The organism is Paenibacillus sp. BK033 (genome assembly GCF_004345425.1).
Classification (GTDB): domain Bacteria; phylum Bacillota; class Bacilli; order Paenibacillales; family Paenibacillaceae; genus Pristimantibacillus.
On the sequence record NZ_SLVP01000007.1, the window covers coordinates 282351 to 306614 of the forward strand.

24 protein-coding genes and 1 other annotated feature are annotated in these 24264 nt (G+C 52.0%); of the genes, 14 read left to right on the top strand and 10 right to left on the bottom strand.

Annotated elements, in window-relative coordinates; genetic code table 11:
• Window positions 1-461: 461 nt before the first annotated feature.
• On the bottom strand, window positions 462-1571 hold the full coding sequence (locus EV294_RS22270; protein WP_132310822.1) for a M24 family metallopeptidase: 1110 nt from the start codon (window positions 1569-1571) through the stop codon (window positions 462-464).
• A gap of 180 nt (window positions 1572-1751) precedes the next feature.
• Here EV294_RS22270 and EV294_RS22275 point away from each other — a divergent pair, with 180 nt between their 5' ends.
• From EV294_RS22275 to EV294_RS30410, 3 genes are all read left to right on the top strand, one after another.
• Window positions 1752-2984: an aminopeptidase gene (locus EV294_RS22275; RefSeq protein ID WP_132310824.1), complete on the top strand. Its 1233-nt coding sequence runs from the start codon at window positions 1752-1754 to the stop codon at window positions 2982-2984.
• 494 nt (window positions 2985-3478) lie between these two features.
• A complete protein-coding gene (locus tag EV294_RS22280) occupies window positions 3479-3658 on the top strand; it encodes a hypothetical protein (protein WP_132310826.1) in 180 nt (59 codons plus the stop codon).
• A 44-nt stretch (window positions 3659-3702) separates the two neighbouring features.
• On the top strand, window positions 3703-3879 hold the full coding sequence (locus tag EV294_RS30410; RefSeq protein ID WP_165930766.1) for a hypothetical protein: 177 nt from the start codon (window positions 3703-3705) through the stop codon (window positions 3877-3879).
• Window positions 3880-3917: 38 nt separating this feature from the next.
• Here the strand turns inward: EV294_RS30410 and wsfD are convergent, their stop codons facing one another.
• Window positions 3918-5342: a glycan biosynthesis hexose transferase WsfD gene (gene wsfD, locus EV294_RS22285; RefSeq protein WP_132310828.1), complete on the bottom strand. Its 1425-nt coding sequence runs from the start codon at window positions 5340-5342 to the stop codon at window positions 3918-3920.
• 161 nt (window positions 5343-5503) lie between these two features.
• Complete coding sequence (locus tag EV294_RS22290; RefSeq protein WP_132310830.1) at window positions 5504-6010, bottom strand: DinB family protein; 507 nt, start codon at window positions 6008-6010, stop codon at window positions 5504-5506.
• Between the two features lie 191 nt (window positions 6011-6201).
• On the opposite strand from EV294_RS22290, the gene EV294_RS22295 reads away from it, so the two are divergent.
• The 4 genes from EV294_RS22295 (at window position 6202) to EV294_RS22310 (ending at window position 8704) form a co-directional block, all read left to right on the top strand.
• Window positions 6202-6876 carry a PspA/IM30 family protein gene (locus EV294_RS22295; RefSeq protein ID WP_132310832.1) on the top strand — a complete coding sequence of 225 codons (675 nt, stop codon included), beginning with the start codon at window positions 6202-6204 and terminating at the stop codon, window positions 6874-6876.
• 115 nt (window positions 6877-6991) lie between these two features.
• The gene (locus tag EV294_RS22300; RefSeq protein WP_132310834.1) at window positions 6992-7393 is read left to right on the top strand and encodes a DUF350 domain-containing protein; all 402 of its coding nucleotides are present in this window, start codon (window positions 6992-6994) and stop codon (window positions 7391-7393) included.
• 30 nt (window positions 7394-7423) lie between these two features.
• Window positions 7424-7930 (top strand): DUF4178 domain-containing protein, encoded by a 507-nt coding sequence (locus EV294_RS22305; RefSeq protein WP_132310836.1) that lies wholly within the window; start codon window positions 7424-7426, stop codon window positions 7928-7930.
• Between the two features lie 36 nt (window positions 7931-7966).
• Complete coding sequence (locus EV294_RS22310; protein WP_132310838.1) at window positions 7967-8704, top strand: DUF4247 domain-containing protein; 738 nt, start codon at window positions 7967-7969, stop codon at window positions 8702-8704.
• A gap of 88 nt (window positions 8705-8792) precedes the next feature.
• Here the strand turns inward: EV294_RS22310 and EV294_RS22315 are convergent, their stop codons facing one another.
• The 3 genes from EV294_RS22315 to EV294_RS22325 all read right to left on the bottom strand — a co-directional run bounded on the left by EV294_RS22315 (window position 8793) and on the right by EV294_RS22325 (window position 12528).
• Complete coding sequence (locus EV294_RS22315; protein ID WP_132310840.1) at window positions 8793-10493, bottom strand: extracellular solute-binding protein; 1701 nt, start codon at window positions 10491-10493, stop codon at window positions 8793-8795.
• A 65-nt stretch (window positions 10494-10558) separates the two neighbouring features.
• On the bottom strand, window positions 10559-11473 hold the full coding sequence (locus EV294_RS22320) for a carbohydrate ABC transporter permease (protein ID WP_132310842.1): 915 nt from the start codon (window positions 11471-11473) through the stop codon (window positions 10559-10561).
• A gap of 101 nt (window positions 11474-11574) precedes the next feature.
• Window positions 11575-12528 carry an ABC transporter permease gene (locus EV294_RS22325; RefSeq protein ID WP_132310844.1) on the bottom strand — a complete coding sequence of 318 codons (954 nt, stop codon included), beginning with the start codon at window positions 12526-12528 and terminating at the stop codon, window positions 11575-11577.
• Between the two features lie 556 nt (window positions 12529-13084).
• On the opposite strand from EV294_RS22325, the gene EV294_RS22330 reads away from it, so the two are divergent.
• The 4 genes from EV294_RS22330 to EV294_RS22345 all read left to right on the top strand — a co-directional run bounded on the left by EV294_RS22330 (window position 13085) and on the right by EV294_RS22345 (window position 18076).
• A complete protein-coding gene (locus EV294_RS22330) occupies window positions 13085-14038 on the top strand; it encodes an L-lactate dehydrogenase (protein WP_132310846.1) in 954 nt (317 codons plus the stop codon).
• A gap of 51 nt (window positions 14039-14089) precedes the next feature.
• Window positions 14090-14413, top strand: a complete 324-nt coding sequence (locus tag EV294_RS22335; RefSeq protein ID WP_132310848.1) for a thioredoxin family protein — start codon at window positions 14090-14092, stop codon at window positions 14411-14413.
• A 39-nt stretch (window positions 14414-14452) separates the two neighbouring features.
• Window positions 14453-14699: a binding site (T-box leader), on the top strand.
• Window positions 14700-14753: 54 nt separating this feature from the next.
• Window positions 14754-16448 (top strand): arginine--tRNA ligase, encoded by a 1695-nt coding sequence (argS, locus tag EV294_RS22340; RefSeq protein ID WP_132310850.1) that lies wholly within the window; start codon window positions 14754-14756, stop codon window positions 16446-16448.
• A gap of 155 nt (window positions 16449-16603) precedes the next feature.
• Window positions 16604-18076, top strand: a complete 1473-nt coding sequence (locus EV294_RS22345) for a hypothetical protein (RefSeq protein ID WP_132310852.1) — start codon at window positions 16604-16606, stop codon at window positions 18074-18076.
• Between the two features lie 101 nt (window positions 18077-18177).
• On the opposite strand, the gene EV294_RS22350 is transcribed toward EV294_RS22345, so the two are convergent.
• Complete coding sequence (locus EV294_RS22350) at window positions 18178-18456, bottom strand: hypothetical protein (RefSeq protein WP_041613660.1); 279 nt, start codon at window positions 18454-18456, stop codon at window positions 18178-18180.
• Between the two features lie 183 nt (window positions 18457-18639).
• Between EV294_RS22350 and EV294_RS22355 the strand changes: the two genes are divergently transcribed.
• Window positions 18640-19647: an LLM class flavin-dependent oxidoreductase gene (locus EV294_RS22355; RefSeq protein WP_132310854.1), complete on the top strand. Its 1008-nt coding sequence runs from the start codon at window positions 18640-18642 to the stop codon at window positions 19645-19647.
• Between the two features lie 84 nt (window positions 19648-19731).
• Here EV294_RS22355 and EV294_RS22360 read toward each other — a convergent pair whose 3' ends face one another.
• Both EV294_RS22360 and EV294_RS22365 read right to left on the bottom strand, forming a co-directional pair.
• Window positions 19732-20478: an SDR family NAD(P)-dependent oxidoreductase gene (locus tag EV294_RS22360; protein ID WP_132310856.1), complete on the bottom strand. Its 747-nt coding sequence runs from the start codon at window positions 20476-20478 to the stop codon at window positions 19732-19734.
• A gap of 18 nt (window positions 20479-20496) precedes the next feature.
• Window positions 20497-21405 carry a DNA-3-methyladenine glycosylase family protein gene (locus EV294_RS22365; protein WP_243711752.1) on the bottom strand — a complete coding sequence of 303 codons (909 nt, stop codon included), beginning with the start codon at window positions 21403-21405 and terminating at the stop codon, window positions 20497-20499.
• 156 nt (window positions 21406-21561) lie between these two features.
• Between EV294_RS22365 and EV294_RS22370 the strand changes: the two genes are divergently transcribed.
• A complete protein-coding gene (locus tag EV294_RS22370; protein WP_132310860.1) occupies window positions 21562-22131 on the top strand; it encodes a bifunctional transcriptional activator/DNA repair enzyme AdaA in 570 nt (189 codons plus the stop codon).
• Window positions 22128-22637 (top strand): methylated-DNA--[protein]-cysteine S-methyltransferase, encoded by a 510-nt coding sequence (locus EV294_RS22375; RefSeq protein ID WP_132310862.1) that lies wholly within the window; start codon window positions 22128-22130, stop codon window positions 22635-22637. The genes EV294_RS22370 and EV294_RS22375 overlap by 4 nt, the downstream gene beginning before the upstream one ends.
• A gap of 128 nt (window positions 22638-22765) precedes the next feature.
• Here the strand turns inward: EV294_RS22375 and thrC are convergent, their stop codons facing one another.
• Window positions 22766-24166 (bottom strand): threonine synthase, encoded by a 1401-nt coding sequence (gene thrC / locus EV294_RS22380; protein WP_132310864.1) that lies wholly within the window; start codon window positions 24164-24166, stop codon window positions 22766-22768.
• Window positions 24167-24264 lie beyond the last annotated feature (98 nt).

Below are 24264 nucleotides of genomic sequence, written 5' to 3' on the forward strand. Positions count from 1 at the left end.
ACTGGGCTTTGTCGGGGACCGCAAATTTCAAGGATAGACTCTCGCAGCCTCCCTCATCCCGCTAACGAAACGTAGTATCGTTATTTCCGGAAAAACGGCCGTTTTCTAAATCTAACGAAACCAGGTATCGCTATTCGGTCGTTTTCAAGCCAAATGCAGCTCGTTCGCCTCAAATAACGATACTGAGTTTCGTTAGAAATGAGAGCTGCTGCAAATGCTCCGGATAAGGTGTTATTGTTTCGTTAGCGCGCGCGAGGTCCCATCAAACGTTATGCTCAGTAAAATATCACAAAAAGAAATCCCTGCTGGTATGCAGGGATTTCTTTTTGCCGGCTACGTGGGCCGAGGAAGTGTTACTGAGTTTCGTTAGAAATCATAGCGGCCCAAAAACCGCCAAATAAGGTGTTGTAGTTTCGTTAGCCCCACGCGAAGGCTATCACCACCACCGCCACATCACTCAACTAGTTGCCCAGCAAAATCAGCTCTTTCGGGTAGCTGGTCAACACGCGCACGGAGCCGTCCGCTTGAATGTACACGTCGTCCTCAATCCGGACGCCGCCGATCGCCGGATCATAGATGCCCGGTTCAATCGTAAACAGCAGGCCCGGCTCGATAATCGATAGATTCTGCCCCGAAACGGAGGGCTGCTCATGCACATCCATGCCAAAGCCATGGCCGAGGCGATGCGTGAACAGCGGCCCAAAGCCCTTCTGCTCAATTACGCCGCGGGCCGCTTGATCCACGGAGGCCAGCGTTACGCCGGCTTTTGCCGCCGCGATTCCCGCCATGTTCGCCGCGAGCACCGTATCATAGATGGCGCGCTGCTCTTTTGAAGCCTCGCCCATCACAAAGGTTCTCGTAATGTCGGAGCAATAGCCGCCGGCCTGTACGCCGATATCGATCAGCACAAAATCGCCATGCTTGATCTTGTCGTAACCCGGCGTGCCATGCGGCAGCGCGGAACGCGCGCCGGTCAGCACGATCGACTCAAACGCCGGGCGGTCCGCGCCAAGCTTGCGCATTTGATACTCGATTTCCGCCGTCAGCTCCAGCTCCGTCATGCCGATTTTGGCATGGGAAGCGGCGTGGGCTACGACCTTCTCCACCATAAGGACGGCATTTTGCACCTTGCTGATTTCTTCTTGGCTTTTTTTCGTGCGCAGGGACAGAATAAAGCCCTCGAGATCAACGAACCGCGTTCCGCCCAAAGCCTCCTGAATACGCTCGGCCTTGGCGATCGACACCGCTTCCTTCTCAATGCCCGCTGCCGCCACTCCCGATGCCGTGTGCTGCTTCAGCACCTCGTAAGCATTCTGCGTATCCGAGATCGGAACAAGCTTGCCGTTCCCCCCAAAAGGCTCTGCCGCCGACAGGTCGAGAAGCGGCATATACAGCGTCTCCTCCCCCGTCCGCGCATCCAGCGCTAACGCCAGGAACCGCTCATGCGGATTGCAGGAAAATCCCGTAAAATAATATACATTCGTCGGTGACGTAATAAAGGCGATATCAATGCCGTTCTCTTTCAAGTACGCAGCCAGCTGCCCTTTTCTCTGTTGCCATATCGATTCCATGCTTCTTCACTCCGTTTCTCATTAAAAACCTACCCTGCTATTATAACGCCGTCCCGCGCCGTAACCAACAATCCGGCCTCTCCTCTACCATTTTGAAATTCCGAACAAATAAGTTCATACTATAGCTATAGGATCCAGTGGAAACTATACATATCGTTAACGAGAGAGGAATGAAGCCCCGTGCTGACTTTTGAGCAAAAATTAAACAACTATGCGGACATCATCGTAAAAATCGGAGCGAACATACAGCAAGGACAATCGGTCATGGTTAATGCGACAATCGACGCGCCAGAGCTCGTTCGACTCGTCGTGAAAAAAGCGTATGAAGCCGGTGCCTACCAAGTGAAGGTATTCTGGCATGACGACGCGGTATCCCGCATTCATTATGATCTTGCTCCGCTTGAATCCTTCCTGGAGGAGCCAAAATGGTCCGCCGGCGAAAAGCTCGAGATGGCGGAAAAAGGCGCAGCTTCCATTACGATCGGATCCGCCGATCCCGATCTGCTCCGCGGCGTGCCGCAGGAAAAAATCCGCAACGCGGACCGTACGGCGCGCAAAGCCAACGAAAAATACCGTCAAATGTCCCAGGCCTTCAAATTCACCTGGTCGCTGGCAACAGCCCCTTCCGCTGCATGGGCAGCCAAGGTCTTCCCGGAGCTTCCGCAGGAGGAGCAGGTCGCAAAGCTGTGGGATACCATCTTCCAAATGGTACGCGCCGACCAGCCGGATCCTATCGCCGCTTGGGAAGCGCACATCAAGCAGCTCAAATCCAAAGCGCAATATTTGAACGATAAAGCCTATAAATATCTGCATTACGAAGCCCCTGGCACCGATCTGACGCTCGAAATGCCGAAGGATCAAATCTGGCTTGGCGGCAGCAAGCAAAATGAGCAAGGCACCTGGTTTGTTCCAAACCTGCCAACCGAAGAAGTCTACTCGGCACCGCTTCGTACCGGCGTGAACGGAACAATCTCCAGCACGAAGCCGCTTAGCTATAACGGCAATATCGTCGATAACTTCTCGTTTACCTTCGAGAACGGCCGCGTTGTCGATTTCAAGGCGGAGCAAGGCGAGGAAGCCATTAAAGGCCTGCTCGATACCGATGACGCAGCAAAATTCCTCGGCGAAGTTGCCTTGGTTCCGCATACCTCGCCAATTTCGGATTCGAATATTTTGTTCTACAAAACGATCTTCGACGAAAATGCTTCCTGCCATCTCGCATTGGGCAGCGCATACGCGTCCTGCATCAAAGGCGGCGCCGGCCTGTCGCGCGAGGAGCTGCTCGCAAGAGGGCTGAACCAAAGCATGGCGCATACCGACTTCATGGTTGGCTCCGCCGAGCTCAACCTCTACGGCATTACCGAAGACGGCACCCGCGAGCCGATCCTGGTTAACGGCAACTGGGCGTTTTAATCGATTATGATCCTGCCGAAAAAACATCTCCCTCCAGTTGCTGTTGAAATCGTGATATTCGAATAAATAGTTTATGGTTTTATCACGATTTCAAAGGCAAGCGTTACACTCTTCCAGGAGATGTTTTCTCTTCGGATCCTATCGATTATTTTTGAAACAAAAGTAGTGGAACTGGGCTTTAAGCCGGTTCCACTCTTTTTTGTCCCCCCACACCGATTGATAGGTGGAGAAGGAAAGTATCTCGTGGAGGAGCGTTAGCGCTTGCCTTTGTTACTCTTGATATAACCGATAAAACTTCAATCAGAAATATCAAGATAACAACAGCAACCGGAAGGAGATACTTTCCTGCGTAACATCATCAATCTCCCCTCTCGATACTTTCCTGCGTAACATATCGATCTATTAATCCCTTCATCTCTAGCATGCGCCGCGACCGACTCTACTATTAAACATAGACTATAGAAGATCTCATCTATCAGGAGGAGGCTCCCCCCTTGATTCATCAGAATGTGAAGTCCTACCGCTACCGCGTCGGCCGCAACAACTATATCGTTATTAACATTTATCAGACGGCCAAGGCATCGGCCGAAGCCGGCAACGTGCTCGCGAGCAACGCCGTTAACGTTCAGATTATGAAGCAGCTAGCGAAGCAAAACAAGAAGCGCAAACGTTAATGAACCTCTTCATCCGTCCAAACAATGGCGAGGAGGTGATTCGAATGGGTCGCAAAAGAACGAAATCCGCTGACAAGAACATTGTCAAATGGAGCAAAGGCACAACCAACGTCCACGTCGGCCAATCGGCGAACGCAACGATTAACCAAGGCGGCAACGCGTTTGCCATTAACGCAACGGAGATTGGCGTCGTCCGCATCCGCCCCGGCGCACAGGGCTAAGCAAATCCAAAAGAAAAGCAGGGCTGTTCGCGCGGAGGTCAAGCTCCGCGCGGCAGCCCTGCTTTTTTTGCGATGAACCGCACGACATACAGCACGCTGACTACCGTCATCAAATCGAAGCAGACGTTAAACAGGAATAAATGCTTGCCGAGATCCGCCTCCCCGTCACCGACGAGAGGTACCGTAAAGCCACACATCCCGGTAAGCGCAAGTACAAACAAAACCTCCAGATACAGCCGCTGCCGGATCGATTTCCGCCGCCTCCCATACTCCACGGCAAGAATGACGAGATACGCCGCCGCAAACGCCGCAACAAAACCAAAGTTGTTCGGCATAACCTTCAGCTTAAACGTACTCCAGGAGCTATAGGCGTAACTAACTGCCCCGTAAGGCTTGCCCGCCTCCTTCTCATAGCTGCCCAGGTACAAAGGCCGGATACTCATTCCATTCTTTGCGGCACGTTCCAGCTTCTGAAGGAATCTATCCGGATGTTTCGCGTAATACAGCAGCACATCTTTATGGCTGATCCCCTTCAGCGCCGCAAGAATGCGGGGGTCATCCTGCTTGATCGCCGTGTCCTTCTGAAAATAATTCGTACCCGCATTCACCTTGAATTCCTCCGGCAAACCTAGCTCCCTAAGATCCGATGCCGGGTCCGGCGAATCCTTCAACACCCCAAAAAACACCGTTTGATACAGATTGATGTGCTTCAGTTCGTTTGGCGCTGCGGCATACATCGTGACGGTGGCAAGCAGCAGCACGGCTGACCAAATCCCGACCGTCCATCTCCATCCACGGTCGGAACGCAGCCTCCAGTAACGCAAGCCCAGCAGCAGGAGCAAAAGCCCGATCGGAGCGTTTTGCAGCTTGGTGCCGACAAGACAAACAGCGGACAAATAAAAGGCCGTCAGCAGCCAGACCGAAGGCTTGTCCGAGCGAGGCAAGGCAAGCGCCAATCCGAAGGTAAGCAGCATAAAGATGACGGTGACCGCTTCCCCGAAAAACGAGTTGAAATAAGCGACGTACCCGATATCCAGAAATACCAGCGCCAAGCTTGCGATAAGTACGGCATTAAAGAGCACCGAACGCTGTTTATTGTATTTAACGATCACGTACAAAGCCGCAGCGTACAGGACGGAATAGAGCAGCGATAAAATCCGGATGTCAAACACCTGCGAGTTTGAGGCCCGGCCGATCATCCCCGCAATAAAGACTAGGATAATCTGGGAAGAGAGATAGCTCTCAGCCGAGAATGGCCCGTAATGATACAACGCGTGAAAATACCCGAAGTACTTATCCCGGTACGATTCGCCGGGATCGGCGAAATCGATGCCGCCCGCCAGCATGATGCGGTAAAAGTCGCCATTATTCGCAACTCCCACGGGACTGAAGAACAATAGCGGCAATAAGACTGCGGCTGCAACGATAACGGTCAACCATTCCAAACGAATCCTTATTTTCAACGAAAACCTCCGACAAATCTCTACATTTTTGCATGTATGACCTGACTTCCGGGCTAGGACTTTATGTGGACAGCCTCTGTTGTGGATATGTTATTAACTTTATGTAAAGTCTCGTTATTATTGGGGATTACTTATGTTGATAATGTGGATAAGCCTGTGGATTAATTAAATTGTCCGTACAGGAAAAAGATATAATCCGTAGCAACGCCCGGATGGCCCTGCTGTCTTAGTATAGCCGTCACGTTCCCCCGATGATACGTACCGTGGTTAACGACATGCTGAATAATGCCCGATAACGGCGCCGTCATGGATCCAAATCTCGGATGCGTAATCGTCGTCAGTTTGTCCAGGTCTTCCACACCAGCGATATAGGCACGGAACCGGTCTGCTATCCGGCTGTAGCATTCTTCCAGCGATGCCGCAGTCATCCCCTTTACTTCCTCCGTCTTGCGGTTAACCAAACCAATCAGATCCGTCTCTTCCCCCAGCAGGACGGCAAGCCACAGCTCGTCGCGGACATACAGATGCTCCAGCACCGCGGCTACGGACGGGAACACGCTTTGCACCTCTGCCGCGTACGCTTCTTCGGGAAGCTGCTTCAAATGCTCGAACAACCGATTGTTGGCCCATGCATGATATTCGAATTGGCGGATGATTTCATGACTCATTCCTGCTCATCTCCCTAGGTACAATGAATAGATTCCTCATCTATTTTACCAAAGTTTTCTATTTCCCTTCAACAAACCGGGGCACCACTTTTTCCCGAGCTATCGAAATGAAACCTTATCGAGCGTATAATCGTATGTAGGTGTTATAAGCTCCAATATTGAAAATCGAAAATTCCGGGAGGATGTTTAAAATGTCTATTTTCAAACGACTTCGTGACCTTACTTTATCGAATGTGTACGCTCTGATTGAGAAAGCGGAAGATCCGATCAAGCTGACTGACCAATATATCCGGGACATGCAAGAAGATCTTGAGGATGCCGAAAAAGCCGTAGCGGCCCAAATCGCCCTCGAGAAAAAATTCAAGCAGCTGTATGAAGAACAAGCTCAGCTGGTTGAAAAACGCGGCGAGCAAGCTCATATTGCCGCTCAAGCTCAGAATGTCGACCTTGCCCGCCGGGCACTGGAAGAGAAAAAAGCGGCCGAAGCGAAAGCAGCCGAATACAAAACAAGCTTCGATAACAACAAAGCAATGGCGGATAACCTTCGTGCGAAGCTCGATGAAATGCGCAAGCAGTTGACGGAAATGAAGAACAAGCGCGAGACGCTCGTTGCCCGCTACCAAGCGGCCAAAGCGCAAGAGCACATCAACAAATCGATGGCTGGCTTCAGCTCCGATTCCGCTACCGCGGGCCTGAAGCGCATGGAAGAAAAGATGCTTCAAGCCGAAGCGCGCGCCGAAGCATCGAACGAACTTGCGCAATCCAAAGGCAAATCGCTTGACGACGAGTTCGCGGCTCTTGGCAAGGACAAAGCGGTTGAAGACGAGCTTGCCGCTCTGATGAAGCAGTACGAAAAGAAGGAATAGCACCTGCACGCATGGAATAAAATGGACTGACGCAAACAGGTCCGCCGGCGCCATAGCTTAACGGCAGCGCCGGCGGATTTTGCAGTTCTATTACTTTATTGGGGGAAAGATGGTCATGACTTGGACGGATTTGCTGCAAATTCCGGTGTGGACGGGCGCTGGGGCGCTTCTGCTTTTTATCCTCATGTATTTAGATTCATTGTCCACGAAATACCATGATTTTAAGGAAATGAAAGATGGTAATATTGCTGTAGCGGTCCGCTTTGTCATGAAGCTGGGCGCACAGGCGTACATCCTTGCCTCGTCGATCGGACAGGCAACTTACATGTGGGAAGCTCTTGTGATCTCGCTTGTATCGTTTATTACGCTATTGATTGTTGAAGCGATCTTCCGGATTATCTTCGGGGCCGTTGCCGGCATTCAGCTGGACAAAGGCATCCACGAGGGCAAGGTCGGCTACGCGCTGATCGCCGGCTCCCTTCACATTGCTGGTGCGCTGATTATTGCTTCGGTCTAACAGAACGATCGTACGAAGGAGTAAACCTTGATGAGCATTTTTAAACGGATTAAAAATATAATGGCAAAGCCTGAGCCGGTGAAAGCGGAGAAAAGCATCCTGTCTCTCGCACCCGGCGATGTATGCGAAGTCTCCCTGGTCACGTATCAAGTAACCGGCAGCAGCCGGAACCGCAGCCGCAACGCTGTCGTGCTGACGCTGCAGGACGGAAGCGATATCCGCTATCTGTCGATTGAGGAACGCGAAAGAACGGTTTTCGCGCTGTATGAGCAAATTGACGGACGACTGGATACCTTTGACGAAGTGCCGACTACCCTGGAGCTGGATGACCGGGCTTATCACATGGAAGAAAACTACTCGGGAATGATTGCGGCAAGCGGCAAAACGCCGTTTATGCAGGGCGGCGAGCAATACGTGTGGCAATATCAGTCCGATGATATGAAGCTGCTCCGCGTGGAATGGCTTGACGGACGCTTCATGCTGTACGTAGGCGAATCGGTGCTGCCCGCAGATGTCCGCGTGATCCGGGGCGCATAAGGCGAAGCTAAGCTATTCTTTTTAGGAGGAGCACGGATGAAGAAGTGGTGGCTTCATAGCATCAAAATTATTCTATTACTCAGCCTCATCGTTCCCATGCTTGCTGCCTGCGCCATCTCCGACACCGTAAAGGAGCAGTATCCGCTGGAATCGGTGAACGGTTCGGGCAGCCAGACGTCTTATGTCTACCGGGCTGCGGACCAGACCGTTCCGGAGGTCGCCAAGCAGCTTATCGACAAGAAGAAGCCGGAGCAGCAGTCCGCGGAAAGTACCGAGAGGATGTTCCTCGTCTACAGCGACGAGGTGATCCAGATCCAGCAGGCTCCCGACGATCCGTCGGACTCCCTGATCGAGATCGACTCCAAGGAGTATGTGCGGAACAATTACAGCAGCAGCTTCCTGGAGGGTTACCTGCTTGCCAGCGTGCTTAGCGATCTGTTCGATAACGGCAAGTACGGACACGGCAATTACCGCGGTTACACCCAGAAGGATGTCTATAAACCGCAGACCACTTACCACAAGCCAACCGATCAGGATCTGAAAAAAGCACCGCCAATGACGGTAAACCGAACCGGATCCATCTTAAAACGCTCGAAGAACGCCGACTCCACGGCGGTCGGCTCCGGCAGCAGCAGTTCCACCGGCAAGACCGGCAAGGTCATTACCGGCGGCTCGTCATCCAGCTCGTCGAAGAAGAGCTCGGTCTTCACCAAGCCGAAGAAATCGGCGCCGAAGATCCGGATGGGCTCCGGACGTATATCGCGGCGACGGTGACGATGCGCATGCTTGGCTTAATTGAAGACTAAAAAAAATCAACCGCCCGATTGCTCGGGCGGTTGATTTTTTTTAGTCCTCTTTTATCTTAGAAACCAATGTCATCCCGTTCTGCGGCTTTTTGGCCTACAAACTCTGTCATTTCCAGGACGCCGGCATCCTTGAACTTGTCTTGCGCGTTATGAAGGATTTTCAAAGCTTCCTCATCCGATTTCGCGAAGTAGGCCTTCTGCAATTCCGCGTTAAAATCAAAGCCGCCTACCTTGTCGCGATATTGCTGATATTTCGGCCATTCTCTTTCAAGATAGGTCGCGCTTACTTTATCAATGATTTTAATCGGCATTTTCGCCGAGAAGCTTTCCTCCAGCTTATCCCATTGCGTTTTTTGATCATCCGTTTTCGGCCATGTCACCGTATCGGAGAATGCGCCAATGAATCTTCCCGGAAGGAAGTTAAGCCCTTCGTCGCGCTTCAAGTCCGGGTTCTCGTCAAATTGCTTCTTCACGTCCGGAATCCATTGCGGCTTGCCGTCCACCATCGTATAATCCTTGCCCTCAATACCCCAGTAAGCGAGCAGGCGGCCTTCGTCGCTGTTTACGAAATCAAGATAACGCAGCGCCGCATCCGGATCTTTGATTTTCGCGCTCAAGAAGATGGCAGGGAATCCGGAACGTCCCGGCTTCTCAACCTGCGTCGCGATTTCGCCGTTCTTATTCTTCATAGGACCAAGCAGCTCGTATTGCATTTCCGGATTGGTCTTATACAGCGTTTTTTGCAGGTCGAGGAGCAGAGGTTGGGCTCCAAATACAGCCAGCTTGCCGGTAGTCAGCTTTTCTTTGGCTGTCGTGTCGGTATTGCTGAACGCTTCAAGATCAAATAATCCGTCCTTGATCAATTTGCGCATATACAGCATTTTGTCTTCTTCGTCTTTGGATAAAGCCCAGAAGGTCAGCTTACCGTCTTCCTCGCGGAAGTCCGAAATATTGTAACCCGTCCACCCTTTCGTGAATTGGCTGGAATCCCAGCCGTTATGCATCGTGCCGGCAGGGATAACCGGCTTGCCGCTAATATCTTTAAAATTGCCGTTTTTGATCTTCTCCAGCAAGTCGTACAGCTCTTCCTGCGTATCAATATCCGCCGGATTTACATTCAGCGCCTTCAGAATATCGCCGCGGGCATAAAGACCGTAATTCCAGTTATGAATGCTTTCGATCGAACCGTCAGGCGTTTCCGTTGGAATAATATACTGCTTGCCTTCCAGATCGGGGCTGTTCATGTCAAACTCAGCGAAGTCCTTGGCAATGCCGGTTGTGACCAGTCTCTTCACATTCGGATATTTATCGAGATAAGGCGTTAAGTCAAGAAGCTGACCTTCCAGCGCGGCTTTTTTGATAACCTGCCCTTCGCCGCCGGTCGTCGACCAGTACGGAGCGTTTACGATATCCGGAACCGTGCCGGAAGCGAACATCGTATTCAGCTTCTCGACTTCGCTTGTCGTGATCGATTCCATCTTGAGCGTGACGCCTGTCTTCTCTCTTATCGCTTTGGCTACCGGATTGTTTACCTGATCCTGCGGAAAGCTTGCTCCGCCGCCATTCCAGGCGCTTAGGAAGGTTAACGTGACCTGCTTGGGTGCATCCGCTTCTTTTTGTCCCGTATTCGTTGCGTTACCAGCAGTTGCATTTGGTTCGTTGTTCCCTCCATTGTCGCTGCACGCCGTCATCGATAATGCCAGAAGCGGGATCGCAGCCGCCAGGCCAAGAGAACCTTTTAATCTGGTTTTACGCATTTGACAAGCCCCTCTCATTTTTTAATTGTATATATAAAAGGCAAAGCCTCTTATACCCCTCGCGACTACTCCTTGAGCGAACCTACCAGTACACCCTTTACGAAAAATCTTTGAAGGAACGGATACACGCAGAGGATCGGAGTGGTAATGATGATGACAAACGTCATCCGGAGCGCTTCCGGCGTTACGCCCCGCAGCTCCATTTGAGTCTGACTCATGTTCTGGATATTCGAACCGCTGCTTGAACCCGTCATGGATTGGAAGGACGCTTCGCTGATCATTTTGTTCAGGAACGTTGCCGCAGGCTGAAGATTTTCTTTCGAGATGAAGAACTGCCCGGTAAACCAGTCGTTCCACACGCCAACCCCCACAAACAAAGCTATGGTTGCGAGTACAGGCATGGATAGCGGGAGAATGATTCTTGCAAACACCTGCAGTTCGCTTGCCCCGTCGATGCGGGCCGACTCCGACAAGCTGGGAGGGATCCCGTCAAAAAACGTCTTCATCACAATCGCGTTAAAAAAGTCATACAGCACGGGCAGCACCAGCACCCAATACGTATCGATAATGTGAATTTGCCGGTACAAAATGAAAGTCGGAATCAATCCGCCGCTGAACAAGGTCGTAAAGAAGAAGAAAAAGACGATATATTTCCTTCCGGGCAGACCTTTCCGCGAAAGCCCGTAAGCGAGCAATGAAGTCAGCATGACGGAACATAGGGTAACGATAAAAGTCCGCGAAACCGAAATCGTAAAGGCATTCAAGACCTGCGGATTATTAAACGCCTTGGCGTAGTTTTCGAGCGTAAAAACGCGAGGGTAGAAATAAATGCCGCCTTTCATGGCGTCATAGCCGTCATTGAACGATAGCGCCAAAAAATAAATAAAGGGGTAAAGTGCCGTCAGGCAAAATACGGTCAATACGGTATAATTCAAGCTCGAATAGATTTTATCGGCTGCGGACATCCTTCTCGTGCCCATTCGCGCACCTCCTCAAATGAATGATCACCCAATGGCCATACAGGCCATCGTGATGATTCATACTTCGAAAGCATAATCCTAATGAATGATCACCCTATGGCTTACCATAAAGACACGTCGCTTACCTTCTTGGCTATCTTGTTAACCGTTATGATGAGGACAAGCGAGATCGCCGATTTGAACAGGCCGATCGCCGTGGAATAAGCGAATTGTCCTTGCTGGATACCCGTCTTGAGCACGTAGGTGTCCAATATCTCAGAGACGCTTAACGTAGCAGGCGTCTGCATTAGCCATATTTGATCAAACCCGGCATTCAGAATGCCGCTTAAGGAGAAAATGAGCAGAATGCCGATCGTCGGCACCAAGGTTGGCAGCGTGATCTTGAACAGCTTGCTCCATCGGCCCGCCCCGTCCATTTCCGCGGCTTCGTACAGGTGCGGATCAATGTTGGTCAGCGCGGCCAAATAAATGATCGATCCCCAGCCAATGCCCTTCCAGATATCGGAAGTGATGACCAGAGGATAGAATAAGGACGGCATTCCCATAAAAAAGATCGAATCGAGTCCCATTTTTTCACGGATGTCGTTCACAAGACCAACGTTGGGAGAAAGTATCTTTTGCATCAGGGTTACGACAACGACCCAGGATACAAAGTGCGGCAGGTACGAAATGGTTTGGAAGATCCGCTTTATTTTGCTTCGCATTACGGCATTCAGCATTAAGGCGAGAACAAGCGGCGCCGGAAAACCGAACAGCAGCTTAAGGCCGCTGATCGAGAGCGTATTTTTAAGAACCGAATAAAAGCTGGAATCATTCAAGAACTGCTTGAAGTACCGCAGTCCTTCCCATGGGCTTCCCATTATCCCGAGGTTGTACTTGAAATCTTTAAATGCGATCAGAACGCCGTACATCGGATAATAACTGAACACCAAATACCAAATAACGGCTGGAAGCATAAACAAGTACGCATGCCTGAAATACCAAACTCTAGACCAAGTCTGGCTCTTTTTTTTCGGGATCGGCATAACTTCGACTTTTGCCTCGTTTGCAATCATTGTCTCTTCCACCTCCTATAATGAATAACACATCCACGGTCGGGCACTGCCAGTGATACCATTCATACTTCGCAAGCATTTGCTTAGGCTTAAAAGCAACCTGCTGATTCAATTCGGAATCGACCACTTCTTGCCCATGTGGTGAAAGCGGTTACACCTAAAGATAATATAATATATTTAATATATACAATCAATGCGACCTGCGAACGATATTAGGGGTTAATTGAGCAAAAACAATTGTTTTTCGAACAAAATAGGGATTTCTCTTTCGTTTTCTACTCTTCATATTTTATTTTAATCTATATAATATATTAAATATGTTTGTCGTATTATGTAGTAAAATGGAGTTTTTGGTCGCATAAACGCTAATCTTCGCTTTTCCCGGCAAGACTTTTGACATGGTTGCGTCCGGAAGCCGCCCTGCTCACGGCCTATGTTCGTCCGCTTATCCGCTATGGAAGAAAGACGAACATGACCGTAACTTCGCCGTCACATGATTGGTATGCAAGCCCATATACTAGAAGTAACAACACTTGGGATAAGGGGCTGGATGGGCATGAGAAGCAAAGCGCGCAAGGTAGCAATCGTCGGGGTTGGCAACGTGGGTTCAAGCTGCGCGTATTCCCTTATCAATCAGTCGATATGCGATGAAATCATGCTGATCGGACGGACGCCTGACCGCGCAGCGGCACAAGCGCTCGACATGTCGCATGGCATGGATTTTATCCATTCCCGCACGAAAATCTATACCGGTACGTACGAGGATTGCTCGGATATGGACGTCGTCATTCTGTCCGCCGGCGGTTATCCGCCAAAGGGCCAGGACCGGATGGGCATGCTAAGCGCGGTCTCCGACATCTATGGCCATATCGTTCCGCGGATCATGGGCAGCGGGTTTAACGGTATTTTTCTCGCGGCGGCTAATCCGGTTGACGTGGTAACTTACGTCGTATGGAAACTATCGGGACTGCCCCGCGGCCAGGTTATCGGCTCCGGCACGTCCATTGACTCGGCCCGGCTCAAAACGCTGCTCTGCGAGCATTTCTCGGTCGATCCGCGCAGCGTGAACGGCTACGTGCTGGGTGAGCACGGAGAGTCCCAATTCCCGGCATGGTCGCATGTGACGATTGGCGGCAAACCGATTGGGGATATTCTGACCCAGCATCCGGTCCGGTTCGGCCACCTCAAACTGAACGAAATTGCCGAGCAGACCAAGAATGCAGGCTGGGAAATTTACACCCGCATGGGCTCCACCCACTACGGCATCGGCAACGCGCTGGCCTACATTACCCGCTCCGTCCTGAATGATGAACACCGCATCATCGCCGTCTCCTCCATCCTCGAGCAGGAATACAACCAGACGGGCATTGCGGCTGGCGTTCCGGCCATCATCACCCGCAGCGGCGTCAAAGAAATCGTTGAGCTTAATTTGACGCCGGAGGAAAACCGGCAGATGAATTTTTCATGCCGCATTATTCGCGGAGCAATTGAGCAGTTGAAGCTGGGATGATACAATGGAGGGCATCGTTCTTATTCTTAAAAACCGGGAGATAACCGCCATATGTCTTTGAACCAGCTCACTGATCAACAGCTGCAGGAAGCCATCGCAAGCGGAGCTACTGTGCTTGTTCTGTACCGCAGCACCTTCTGCACGCCTTGCCATACGATTGCCGGACAGCTCGAGGCCGCTATTCCTTCTCTTCGCGGCGAGATGACCGTTGCCTCGGTTAACATCGATCTGTTCCCGCAGACAGCCGCTCCTCTGGAGCTGCGCGCCGTTCCTGCCATGGCCTTGTATAAGGATGGCGAGCCGATTACGATTATGCGGACTTTTGTAGCCTGCCAGTCGTTTATTCAAATTCTTAGCCAAAGAACGAAACAATAGATTGATTATTCAGATAACATCAAGTATGATGGTCGTTATATAACATCGAGGAACGGGACAGTAGCAAAGAGGATGACCATGAGCAGCGAGCCGGGTTGGTGAAAGCCGGCGATGGCGCATTTTGCGAAGAGGACCCGGGAGATGGCTGGCCGAACCGCTTTCAGTAGGCCTGCCCGGTTCAGAACCGTTACAACGTCGAGATGCTTACGGCAGCGCGTATATGAATCTTTTCGCCCTGCCATAAAGCAACAAGAGTGGCACCGCGGGATTAACCCCCGTCTCTTACGAGACGGGGGTTTTATGTTTTTATTTAGGCCAATTATTCAGGAGGTTCACCCTAATGCTAAAAGAAATGATCGCCGCCAGTCTGGCGGAGCACTGTTCCTTATCCAGCCGGCAAGTTGCCGAGCTTCTGGAGTTCCCGCCTAACGAGCAGCATGGAGACGTCGCTTTCCCCTGCTTTGCCTTGTCTAAGCTAATGAAACAAAGCCCGGCGCATATCGCCGGACAATTGGCGGCTTCCTTGCCCGAGAGCAGCCGGTGGACAATATCCGCTGCAGGCCCCTACCTTAACTTCAAATTCAACCGCGCGGCTGTGACCGGGCAATTCGTGCAGGATGGCGGAGCGCAAATACCTGAGATTGGCGGAGGCAAGCGCGTCATTATCGACATGTCCTCCCCCAATATCGCCAAGCCGTTCGGCATCGGGCATTTGCGCTCGACGATGATCGGCAACGCGCTTTACAACATGCTCCGCAAGGTTGGCTACGATACGGTTAACGTTAATCATCTGGGCGACTGGGGCACTCAATTCGGCAAAATGATTACGGCTTATCTGAAATGGGGAGACCAGACCGATAGAGCGTCGGATCCGATTAAAGCCTACCTTGAGCTCTATGTCCGTTTCCACGAGGAAGCGAAGCTCCAGCCGGAGCTGGAGCCGGAAGCGCGGGAATGGTTCGTTAAGCTGGAGGCTGGCGATTCCGAAGCCCACCGCTATTGGAATATGTTTATCAAGGACAGTCTGGCCGCCTTCAACAAGCTGTACGACCGCCTTGGCGTTTCCTTTGACCATTACCTTGGCGAAAGCTTCTATAACGATAAAATGGATGCGGTAGTCGATCAACTGACCCGTCAAGGCTTGCTCGAAGAGAGCGACGGCGCGTTAGTCGTACGGCTGGATGAAGAAGGACTGCCGCCTTGCATCATCAAAAAATCCGACGGCTCCTCGATTTACGCCACGCGCGATCTCGCCACCGCGATCTACCGGCACGATCAGATGCAAGGCAATGAGCTGCTGTACGTGGTTGGCGCGGAGCAATCCTTGCATTTCCGTCAACTGTTCCTGGTGCTTGAGCGCATGGGCTTCGACTGGGCGACGGAATGCAAGCATATCCCGTTTGGCCTCATGCTGATGGACGGACAAAAAATGTCTACCCGCAGAGGCAAGGTCGTCTTCCTCGAGGATGTTCTGGATGAAGCGGCCGCTCATGCTCTGCGCATTATCGAGGAAAAGAACCCTTCGCTTGCGGGCAAAGCCGAGGTTGCGGAAGCCGTTGGCGTTGGCGCCGTCATCTTTGGCGATCTGCTCCACTCGCGGCTTCATGAAGTAAACTTCTCCCTAGAGGACGTCGTGAACTTCGAAGGCGAGACGGGGCCTTACGTGCAATACACTTACGCAAGAACGCAAAGCCTCCTGCGCAAAGCGGGCAGCGGAGCTCCAGCAGAATCTGGCGACAACGCCGGTGCTGCCGATTACCGCTATACCGAAAGCGACCAATCCTGGCAGCTGGTCAAGGCTTTGATGCGCTATCCCGAAGCGCTCGCGCAAGCCGCGCAGCGGTATGAGCCTTCCGTTGCCGCCCGTTATCTGATCGAGCTGGCCCAGACGTTTAACCGGTTCTATCACCATGAGAAGATCATTACCGGCAACACTGCCGAGCAGGCGGCAAAGCTGGCGCTTGTCCGCCAGACGGCCGAAACTCTCGAGGACGGTCTGAAGCTGCTGGGAGTCAAAGCGCTGAAGGAAATGTAAGAGCGAAAAAGGGGCAGCCGCCTATTGCGGACCTGCCCCTTCCGTTTGGATTATAACTTGCTGTGCCATCGCAACTTTCCTTGTTTTTCCAAAGTATATAGTTATAGGTTTATGCATTGGGTCATGGGACGGACTGAAAGCGGGGTGTACGCCAATTGAATTGGAGGATAGCTTGGAAAATAGCAGCAGGTGTTCTTGTCGTAATTATTCTTTTTACCGCGGTGCTGCTAATTCAGCTTTACCATAACCGCAGCTCTGCGGTTTATCAGCGAATTATTAATCAGGAAGGATACAGCCTATCCCTTGTGAAGGAAGGCGTAGCGGTGGAGTTTTTCCTGAAGCCGGAATGGATTCCGAAGGAGGTTGGCGAAACCAAGCTTAATCTTGTCGTTGAGAGAAAATTTGATTCGGACATTATTTTGGAGAAGGTTGGAAAAAGCCAAAAGCATTTTTACATCCAGCTTAATGTCGTTCCCCATCCGAACCGGAGTTCCGGGCAGCTGTTGAATATCTCGCATATTACAAATGACAGCTTTATCAATTCAAACGGACCAGAGTGGCAAATCACCGATACAACCGGGAAAGATCTGCTCGGAGGAACTTACGGAGGCGGCGAAGGTCCGGGAAATGCTATATCCGTTGATATTCCTGACACGGAGCTCTCAAAATTCGCTCAAGGAGCTCATGTCCGCTTCTCGGGTTTTTATTTATACGGGTATGCAAAGTTTAACCAATCGAATGTTACTATTTGGCTGTCTGCCCTTTTCCCTCTCCTCGTTATTGCCTGTCTGATTATGCTTTACCGCAAACGCTCGGAACCGGAGAAAAACCTGGGCTGGAAGCTTATCGGCCATATGCTGCTCGGTGGGTTCACGTTTTCCTTAAACGGGTTGCGCCTGCCGCTGGGCTTTGTCATATACCTGTTATTTTTCCGGAAGCCAAGGCCCAATCTCTCGATCAAAGATAAGGCGGCCCTGCTTGGTCTAGCCATGTATGTTTTGCAACTGGTTGTTCCTCCTGTTCTGAGCCATTTGGATTCCATTCCCAAACAAAGCGCATGGGGTAATGTATCGATCGAACAGCTTGGATTCGATGGCGTATGGAAGATGGTGATGGCCCGGGCACCGGTGAGCAATCAGGCCAGAGTTGAGGGCTTTGAAACCGTGCTTGCCCAGAATGGAGAGGTGATCGAACTCGAATTTCAACTCTTTGATCCCGATGCCAATGGCCGCTACAACCGCATTAACGCTGTCTACCACGCCTCGGAGCAATCCGTCACGCTCAAACGCAGCTTAACGAATGAAAAGCTGCAATATTCGGGAGCCTTCCTGGCAGATGACTTCGTCAATAGAGTTCAGCAGCTTGAATTGTTGAAGCTAAAGCCTGCAGGCGGCGAACACCGTTACGTAATGCTTGAGCTGGATCCGTTACACGGGAGTTACGCGATGAAGAATGAGTCCAACTTCGGCGTGGATGAAAAAGGCGTCTACCCCATTGGAGATGAGCAGCTACCGATCACGGCAACCCGCCTGATCGTATGCGCGCCGCAGTCCTTGGATAAAATGTCCGCGTGCGAGGACGATGTAAACTATTACTTCAACATCGTGGAAGGCGGAATGCGGGAATAGTAGAGATTGAAAACGACAAACGGCTTCTGCCGGCATGAATCGTTGTCCTTGCGGACATTGGTTCACGCCTGGCAGAAGCCGTTTCATCATGTTTAAAAAGCTTAAGCTCTCATGGAAGCAGGAATAAAATCATGCTCATTCACTTGACGGTCGAACAGCTCTGCATTTTTCTCAAAGCAGCCGCAGTAGTAGTCTTTCATGCACAGCGGGCATGGAACGTTGAGCAGACGCGTTACGCCTGTCAGATGCCACTCTGGTTTGTTGCTGTAGAAAAGTCTTGCTCTGGAGCCGTCGGCAAGCGTCATAATGTACTGGAATAAACCGGATTTCAAGTCTTTGTCCGCTAAGGTTACGCTCTTAATTTGAAGTTTCGAATTCAAGATCTTCACCCTTACCTATTCGTATTCAAGCTTGTGTAATAATACCCTTTATAGCGCCTGAAGTCAATATTTGCGCCATGGGATGCGGCTCCACGCCTACTGTACAATTTTTTGTAACAGTTCGCGAATTAGGGTATAATCAAGGTTGCACATACTTACATGCACAGGAGGTGCACCGCACTCATGATCAAGCTGGGTATTCTCGACCAGTCGCATATTAACGAGGGGCAAAATGCCTCCGCCACGCTGGCGGACACGACCCGTCTGGCCCAGGAAGCGGAAAGACAAGGATACGGCCGCTATTGGATCTCCGAGCATCATGCCGGTAAAATGCTATCCTTCTCCAGCCCGGAAATTCTGATCGCCCATCTGGCCGCGGCTACCTCGCGCATCCGCGTAGGCTCCGGCGGCATCATGCTGCCGCATTACAGCTCCTACAAGGTTGCGGAGAACTTCAAGCTGCTCGAAGCTCTTCATCCTGGCCGAATCGATGTTGGTCTCGGCCGTGCCCCTGGCGGCATGCCTACGGCGACCCGCGCGCTGCAGGAAAACAAATTTGTGGATATTAACAAGTATCCACAGCAAATTATCGATTTAATCGGTTACCTCCGCGGAAAAATGCCGGAAGGCCATCCTTTTGCCGGACTGCATGCCGCTCCCGCAATCGAGCAGGTACCCGAGGTCTGGCTGCTTGGCTCCAGCTACGAGAGCGCGCGGATTGCCGCGCAGCTTGGAACGAACTACGCTTTTGCGCAGTTTTTCGGTACGCCGGGCGGCGAGACCGCGATGCAGCATTACCATGAAAACTTCGAACCGTCCGTTCTGTACGACAAGCCGCATTCCATGATCGCCGTGCTTGCCATTTGCGCGGATACGGAGGAAGAAGCTAACGAGCTTGCTCTCAGCACGGATCTTTTTTTCCTGCTGCTGGAGAACGGCGTAGACCAGCTTAGCTTCCCTTCCGTAAAGACGGCTTATGATTATCCATACACGGAGTCCGACCTGTACCGGATTAACCGGGCTCGCGAGCGCCGGATTATAGGCACGCCGGAACAGGTACGAGCCGGCATCCTGAAGATGGCCGAGCAATACCAAGCCGACGAAGTGCTTGTCATGAGCTCGGTCCACAACTTAGAAGCCCGCGTGAAGTCGTACCGTTTGATTGCCGAGGTTTTTGGGCTGCAGGGATAAATCGCGTAAGGCGAATTGAGGCTTCGTTGGATTCCATCCAGCGTAATGCGCTCAATTCGCCTCTTTGCTTCAAAATCAGCTGATCTACTCCTCGTAGATCATTTTCCGCGTCATGCCGCCGTCGACGACGAGGTTGATTCCGGTTACGAAATCATTCTCGGGATTGGTCAAATAGAAGCAAGCACGGACGATATCATCGGGCCTGCCCACTCGTCCTGCCGGATGCTGCGAATGATCCTTCCGTCGCAGCGCCTCGTAATCGCCGTTCTCGATCCAACCGGGGCTGATCGCGTTTACCCGCACATGATCGGGTCCCAGCGAAACGGCCAGCGCATGCGTCAACGCGACGATGCCGCCTTTGGAAGCCGCATACGCCTCCGAATTCGGCTCGGACATCAGTGCCCGCGTGGAAGACAGATTTACAATCGAGCCTCCGCCGCTCTCTCGCATCCGTCTGCCCGCTTCCTTTGCGCAGAGAAAAGTTCCCCGCAGGTTCGTGTTCAGCACGTAATCCCACTCGTCCAGGCTCAGGTCGTAAAGCGATTTCCACTTCCCTAAGCCCGCATTGTTGATCATCACGTCGATTCGTCCATACTGCTCGTCAATCGCAGCGAATGCGGCTTCGATCTCCTCCGGACGGCTAATATCCACCGTTAATCCAATCGCATGGCCGCCTGCTTCGACAATACGGTCCACCGTATGCTTCACGAGCTCTCCGTCACGGTCAACGGCCGCAATCCGGGCTCCTTCCACTGCGTAAGCAACGGCCAGCGCTGCGCCGATCCCTTTGCCCGCTCCCGTTATAACAACGACTTTTCCTTCAAACTTCATCCCAATTCGACTCCTTTCTTAATACAGTATCCGCCATAAATAAAAGGTCGCGTAGGATTCCCAGCCCTTCCAGCCCTCCGCCATCCGCCTGATCTCGCCGATCGTAGGCTTCGCGTCGCTGCCGGTCAACGCTTTTATCGAATTATGCAATCCCACATCCGCAATCGGAAAAGCATCCGGCAAGCGCAGACAGCGCATGAGCACATAATTAGCCGTCCACGGTCCGATGCCGCGGATCCCCGTCAGCTGCTTCTCGATTGCCGCAAAATCTCCGAGAGCAAGCAAGCTTTGCTTGCTCAAAGAGCCCTCTGCCATAAGCTTCGCTACGCCGATGAGATACTCGGATTTTTTGCTCGTCATCCGCATGGACGTCAAATCCTCCGGCTTTAACGCCGCGATAGTCCCGGGAACCGGGAACTGCCAGAACGTTCTGCCCTCCCGCTCCGCGCTTTGCCCGTAAGCCTCCACGAAGCGCCGCTTGAGCGTATAAGCAAAAGCCAGATTGATCTGCTGCCCGATAATCCCCCAGCATAACGCCTCGAACAAATCCGAGATCCCCACGCTTCGTAAGCCGCGAAAACGTCCAATCGCATGAACCAGCAGCGGATCCTTCTCCGCCATTTCGTAAAAAGGCAGCAGATCCGTATCGAAATCAAACCACTCCCGGATAAAAGCTTCGATCCCCCGCTGCCGTTCCCCGTTAACCCGTTCCTCGCCAATGACCCGCACAAGCAGCCCGCCGTTGCCGGACTCCCGGATTTCGACGGCCGCGGGCTCTTCCCCGCTCCCAAACGGAATAAGCCGGTAAACGGCATCGCCCTCCACCTGATAAAGCGGCTCGTTAGCCGATCTCCGCAAATAATTGACCGTCTCCTTATAGCTGAAAGGCTCCGGCACTTCGATATGCAGCCTCGCTGACTCCGTCATGAGCATCCTTCCCTTTTCCTCTATACTCTTACATTCTACTCCATTCATTGAACCACACCAAATCGCTCCGCCGCTTTCGTAATCTTGCGCTTTCATTCACCGCCGCTTACGATTTGATGTCCAATCAAGGTATACTAAACCTGGAGGTGAGCGAAAATGGGAAATACGGAAGCGACCGGCATCCCGGAGGACAAATGGCTAGCGGTTGTGTCGAATGACGGCTCTTGCGATGGGCAATGGTATTATGGAGTGACAACGACGGGAATTTTTTGCCGGCCGTCCTGCAAGTCGAAGCCACCGAACCGCTCGCACGTCAGAATATTCCAGACGCCGAGGGACGCCTTATCCGAACGATTCCGCCCCTGCAAACGATGCAAGCCGATCCAGCCTCAGCTGCCGGACGAGGAATGGGAAGCGCAGGCCCGCGCTTATATCGAGGCGCATTACCGGGAGCCGCTTACCTTGTCGCATCTCGCGGACGCGCTGCATCTAAGCCCTTATCATTTGCAGCGGACATTCAAAAGACTTACGGGCTTAACGCCCGCAGCTTATATTCAGCAAATCCGTATCCGGGAAGCGATGAAGCTGCTAGCCGCAACCCCGCTGCCCGTAACCGACATTGCGGGTCAGGTCGGGTATGCGAATGCCGCCCATTTCACAACGAGATTTCAGAACGTTACCGGACTTACCCCAACCCAATACCGAGGAGCGAATCACAAGCCATGAGCAAAAACATATATTGGACCCTGCTTCAGCATGACGACTGGAACCTGCATTTGGCCGCGACCGATAACGGCCTTTGTTATGTCGGCTCGCAAGGCGCTCCCTTCGAGGAGCTGGCCGAATGGGCCGAAGCTCGCCTGCCCGGCTACGAGCTGGTCCGGCATGACGCGGAGATGGAGCGTTATACGCATGAGTTTACGAAATATTTTCAAGGGAGTCTCGACGTTTTTACGCTGCCGCTTGATCTGGTAGGCACTGATTTCCAGCAAAGAGTGTGGCAGGCCATGAGCGCGGTGCAATATGGCAGCACGGCTGCTTATTCCGATCTCGCCGAGACCATCGGACGTCCGCAGGCCGCCCGGGCGGTAGGAGCCGCCGTTGGCGCCAATCCGCTCCTGATCGTCCTGCCCTGCCACCGGATAGTTGGCAAGACGGGCTCCATGACCGGCTACCGAGGAGGTCTTCCGATGAAGACCGCGCTATTGGAATTGGAGCAGCAACGGGTCTAATCGAGAGCGCAAAACATAAATACTCCGACGGAAAAACTTCTACTTTCTTATATGGCAAAAAAGGCTGCTCCGAGCAAACCGAATGTTTAATTCGGATTGTTCGAAGCAGCCTCTTTTTTTCGCGTCGATTACGCGTTGTAGAATTTCACGATTTCTTCAACGACCGCTTCCTGCGTGCCGTCCACCAGCGTTTGACGCTGCGGCTTGTTAAAGAGCGCCTGAATTGGCGCAGGGAACTCCTGCTCAATGCCAACAAGCTCAATCGCTTCGTTGAATTTCGCGGGATGCGCAGTCGCCAGCGAGATCGTTACCGCGCCAGCTGCCGCATGCTGATCCGATGCCGCTACGCCGCATGCGGAATGAGGATCCAGCAGATAGCCGGTTTCTTTGTTGTACGCTGCGATCGTATCCAGGCATTCCTTGCCCTGCACGCCATGCGCGGCGAACTCATCCTGCACCTTGCGGAGCGCGTCGCCGGATACGACGATTTGCCCTTCGGACTTAAAGCCGTCCATAATGGAACGGATTTGCTCCGGATTTTCGTCCAGAACATAGTAAAGGTAACGCTCGAAGTTGCTTGCCACTTGAATGTCCATCGAAGGGCTGTAAGTCGTGCGGAAGTCACCCGGCTTGTATACGCCTTCTTTGATGAAGCGCTCCAGAATGTTGTTTTCGTTCGTCGCCAGAATAAGCTTGTCAACCGGCAGACCCATACGCTTCGCCAGGTAACCCGCAAAAATATCGCCGAAGTTGCCTGTCGGCACGCTGAAGTTTACTTTTGCATCGGATTTGCCTGTTTGCTTCGCCACTTGGAAGTACGAATAGAAGTAATAGACCGTTTGCGCCATAATGCGCACGAAGTTGATCGAGTTAATCGCGCACAGATGGTTAGCCGCTTTGAACTCGAGATCCGCGAACAGGTCCTTAATAATGCGCTGGCAGTCGTCGAAGTTGCCTTCCACGGACAAGTTCAGGACATTGTCCTCTTGAACCGTCGTCATCTGCAGCTCCTGCACTTTGCTTACTTTGCCGTTCGGATGCAGGATGCAGATCTTGATGCCTTCCTTGCCCTTGACGCCTTCGATCGCCGAAGCGCCGGTGTCGCCGGAGGTAGCGCCGAGAATGTGAATCTTCTTGTTCTGCTTACGGGATACATACGTATATAATTGGCCCATGAACTGGAGCGCAATGTCCTTGAATGCAAAAGTAGGACCATGGAACAATTCCAGCAAATAAAGGTCATCCTTCAGCTTATGAACCGGCGTCACTTCCGGATGGCGGAACGTCGCATAGCCGTCGTATACCATTTTCTTCAGATCTTCATAAGGAATTTCATCATTCGTATAAAGCGAGAAGATTTCAAGCACCAGCTCCTGATAGCTGAGCTCCTGCCATTCTTTCAGTTTAGCCGCGGAAACAACCGGAATTTCATAAGGCACAAGAAGGCCGCCGTCGTCCGCAAGACCCATGAGGAAAGCGTCGACAAAACCGATTTTGCCTACATTTCCGCGAGTACTGATATATTCCATCTGTAATTCCCTCCTACTATTGCCTAACCTTCCCCCTATTATAGAAAAAGACCGCCGTTACCACAAGACAATCTTGCTGGTTAATAGCGGTCATTCGA

What these genes read in the sequence shown, in the direction of transcription:
- EV294_RS22270 (WP_132310822.1), bottom strand. Translation starts at nt 1,571, where the DNA reads ATGGAATCGATATGGCAACAGAGAAAAGGGCAGCTGGCTGCGTACTTG.
- EV294_RS30410 (WP_165930766.1), top strand. Translation starts at nt 3,703, where the DNA reads ATGGGTCGCAAAAGAACGAAATCCGCTGACAAGAACATTGTCAAATGG.
- EV294_RS22290 (WP_132310830.1), bottom strand. Translation starts at nt 6,010, where the DNA reads ATGAGTCATGAAATCATCCGCCAATTCGAATATCATGCATGGGCCAAC.
- EV294_RS22295 (WP_132310832.1), top strand. Translation starts at nt 6,202, where the DNA reads ATGTCTATTTTCAAACGACTTCGTGACCTTACTTTATCGAATGTGTAC.
- EV294_RS22300 (WP_132310834.1), top strand. Translation starts at nt 6,992, where the DNA reads ATGACTTGGACGGATTTGCTGCAAATTCCGGTGTGGACGGGCGCTGGG.
- EV294_RS22305 (WP_132310836.1), top strand. Translation starts at nt 7,424, where the DNA reads ATGAGCATTTTTAAACGGATTAAAAATATAATGGCAAAGCCTGAGCCG.
- EV294_RS22310 (WP_132310838.1), top strand. Translation starts at nt 7,967, where the DNA reads ATGAAGAAGTGGTGGCTTCATAGCATCAAAATTATTCTATTACTCAGC.
- EV294_RS22315 (WP_132310840.1), bottom strand. Translation starts at nt 10,493, where the DNA reads ATGCGTAAAACCAGATTAAAAGGTTCTCTTGGCCTGGCGGCTGCGATC.
- EV294_RS22320 (WP_132310842.1), bottom strand. Translation starts at nt 11,473, where the DNA reads ATGGGCACGAGAAGGATGTCCGCAGCCGATAAAATCTATTCGAGCTTG.
- EV294_RS22325 (WP_132310844.1), bottom strand. Translation starts at nt 12,528, where the DNA reads ATGATTGCAAACGAGGCAAAAGTCGAAGTTATGCCGATCCCGAAAAAA.
- EV294_RS22330 (WP_132310846.1), top strand. Translation starts at nt 13,085, where the DNA reads ATGAGAAGCAAAGCGCGCAAGGTAGCAATCGTCGGGGTTGGCAACGTG.
- EV294_RS22335 (WP_132310848.1), top strand. Translation starts at nt 14,090, where the DNA reads ATGTCTTTGAACCAGCTCACTGATCAACAGCTGCAGGAAGCCATCGCA.
- argS (WP_132310850.1), top strand. Translation starts at nt 14,754, where the DNA reads ATGCTAAAAGAAATGATCGCCGCCAGTCTGGCGGAGCACTGTTCCTTA.
- EV294_RS22355 (WP_132310854.1), top strand. Translation starts at nt 18,640, where the DNA reads ATGATCAAGCTGGGTATTCTCGACCAGTCGCATATTAACGAGGGGCAA.
- EV294_RS22360 (WP_132310856.1), bottom strand. Translation starts at nt 20,478, where the DNA reads ATGAAGTTTGAAGGAAAAGTCGTTGTTATAACGGGAGCGGGCAAAGGG.
- EV294_RS22365 (WP_243711752.1), bottom strand. Translation starts at nt 21,405, where the DNA reads ATGACGGAGTCAGCGAGGCTGCATATCGAAGTGCCGGAGCCTTTCAGC.
- EV294_RS22370 (WP_132310860.1), top strand. Translation starts at nt 21,562, where the DNA reads ATGGGAAATACGGAAGCGACCGGCATCCCGGAGGACAAATGGCTAGCG.
- EV294_RS22375 (WP_132310862.1), top strand. Translation starts at nt 22,128, where the DNA reads ATGAGCAAAAACATATATTGGACCCTGCTTCAGCATGACGACTGGAAC.
- thrC (WP_132310864.1), bottom strand. Translation starts at nt 24,166, where the DNA reads ATGGAATATATCAGTACTCGCGGAAATGTAGGCAAAATCGGTTTTGTC.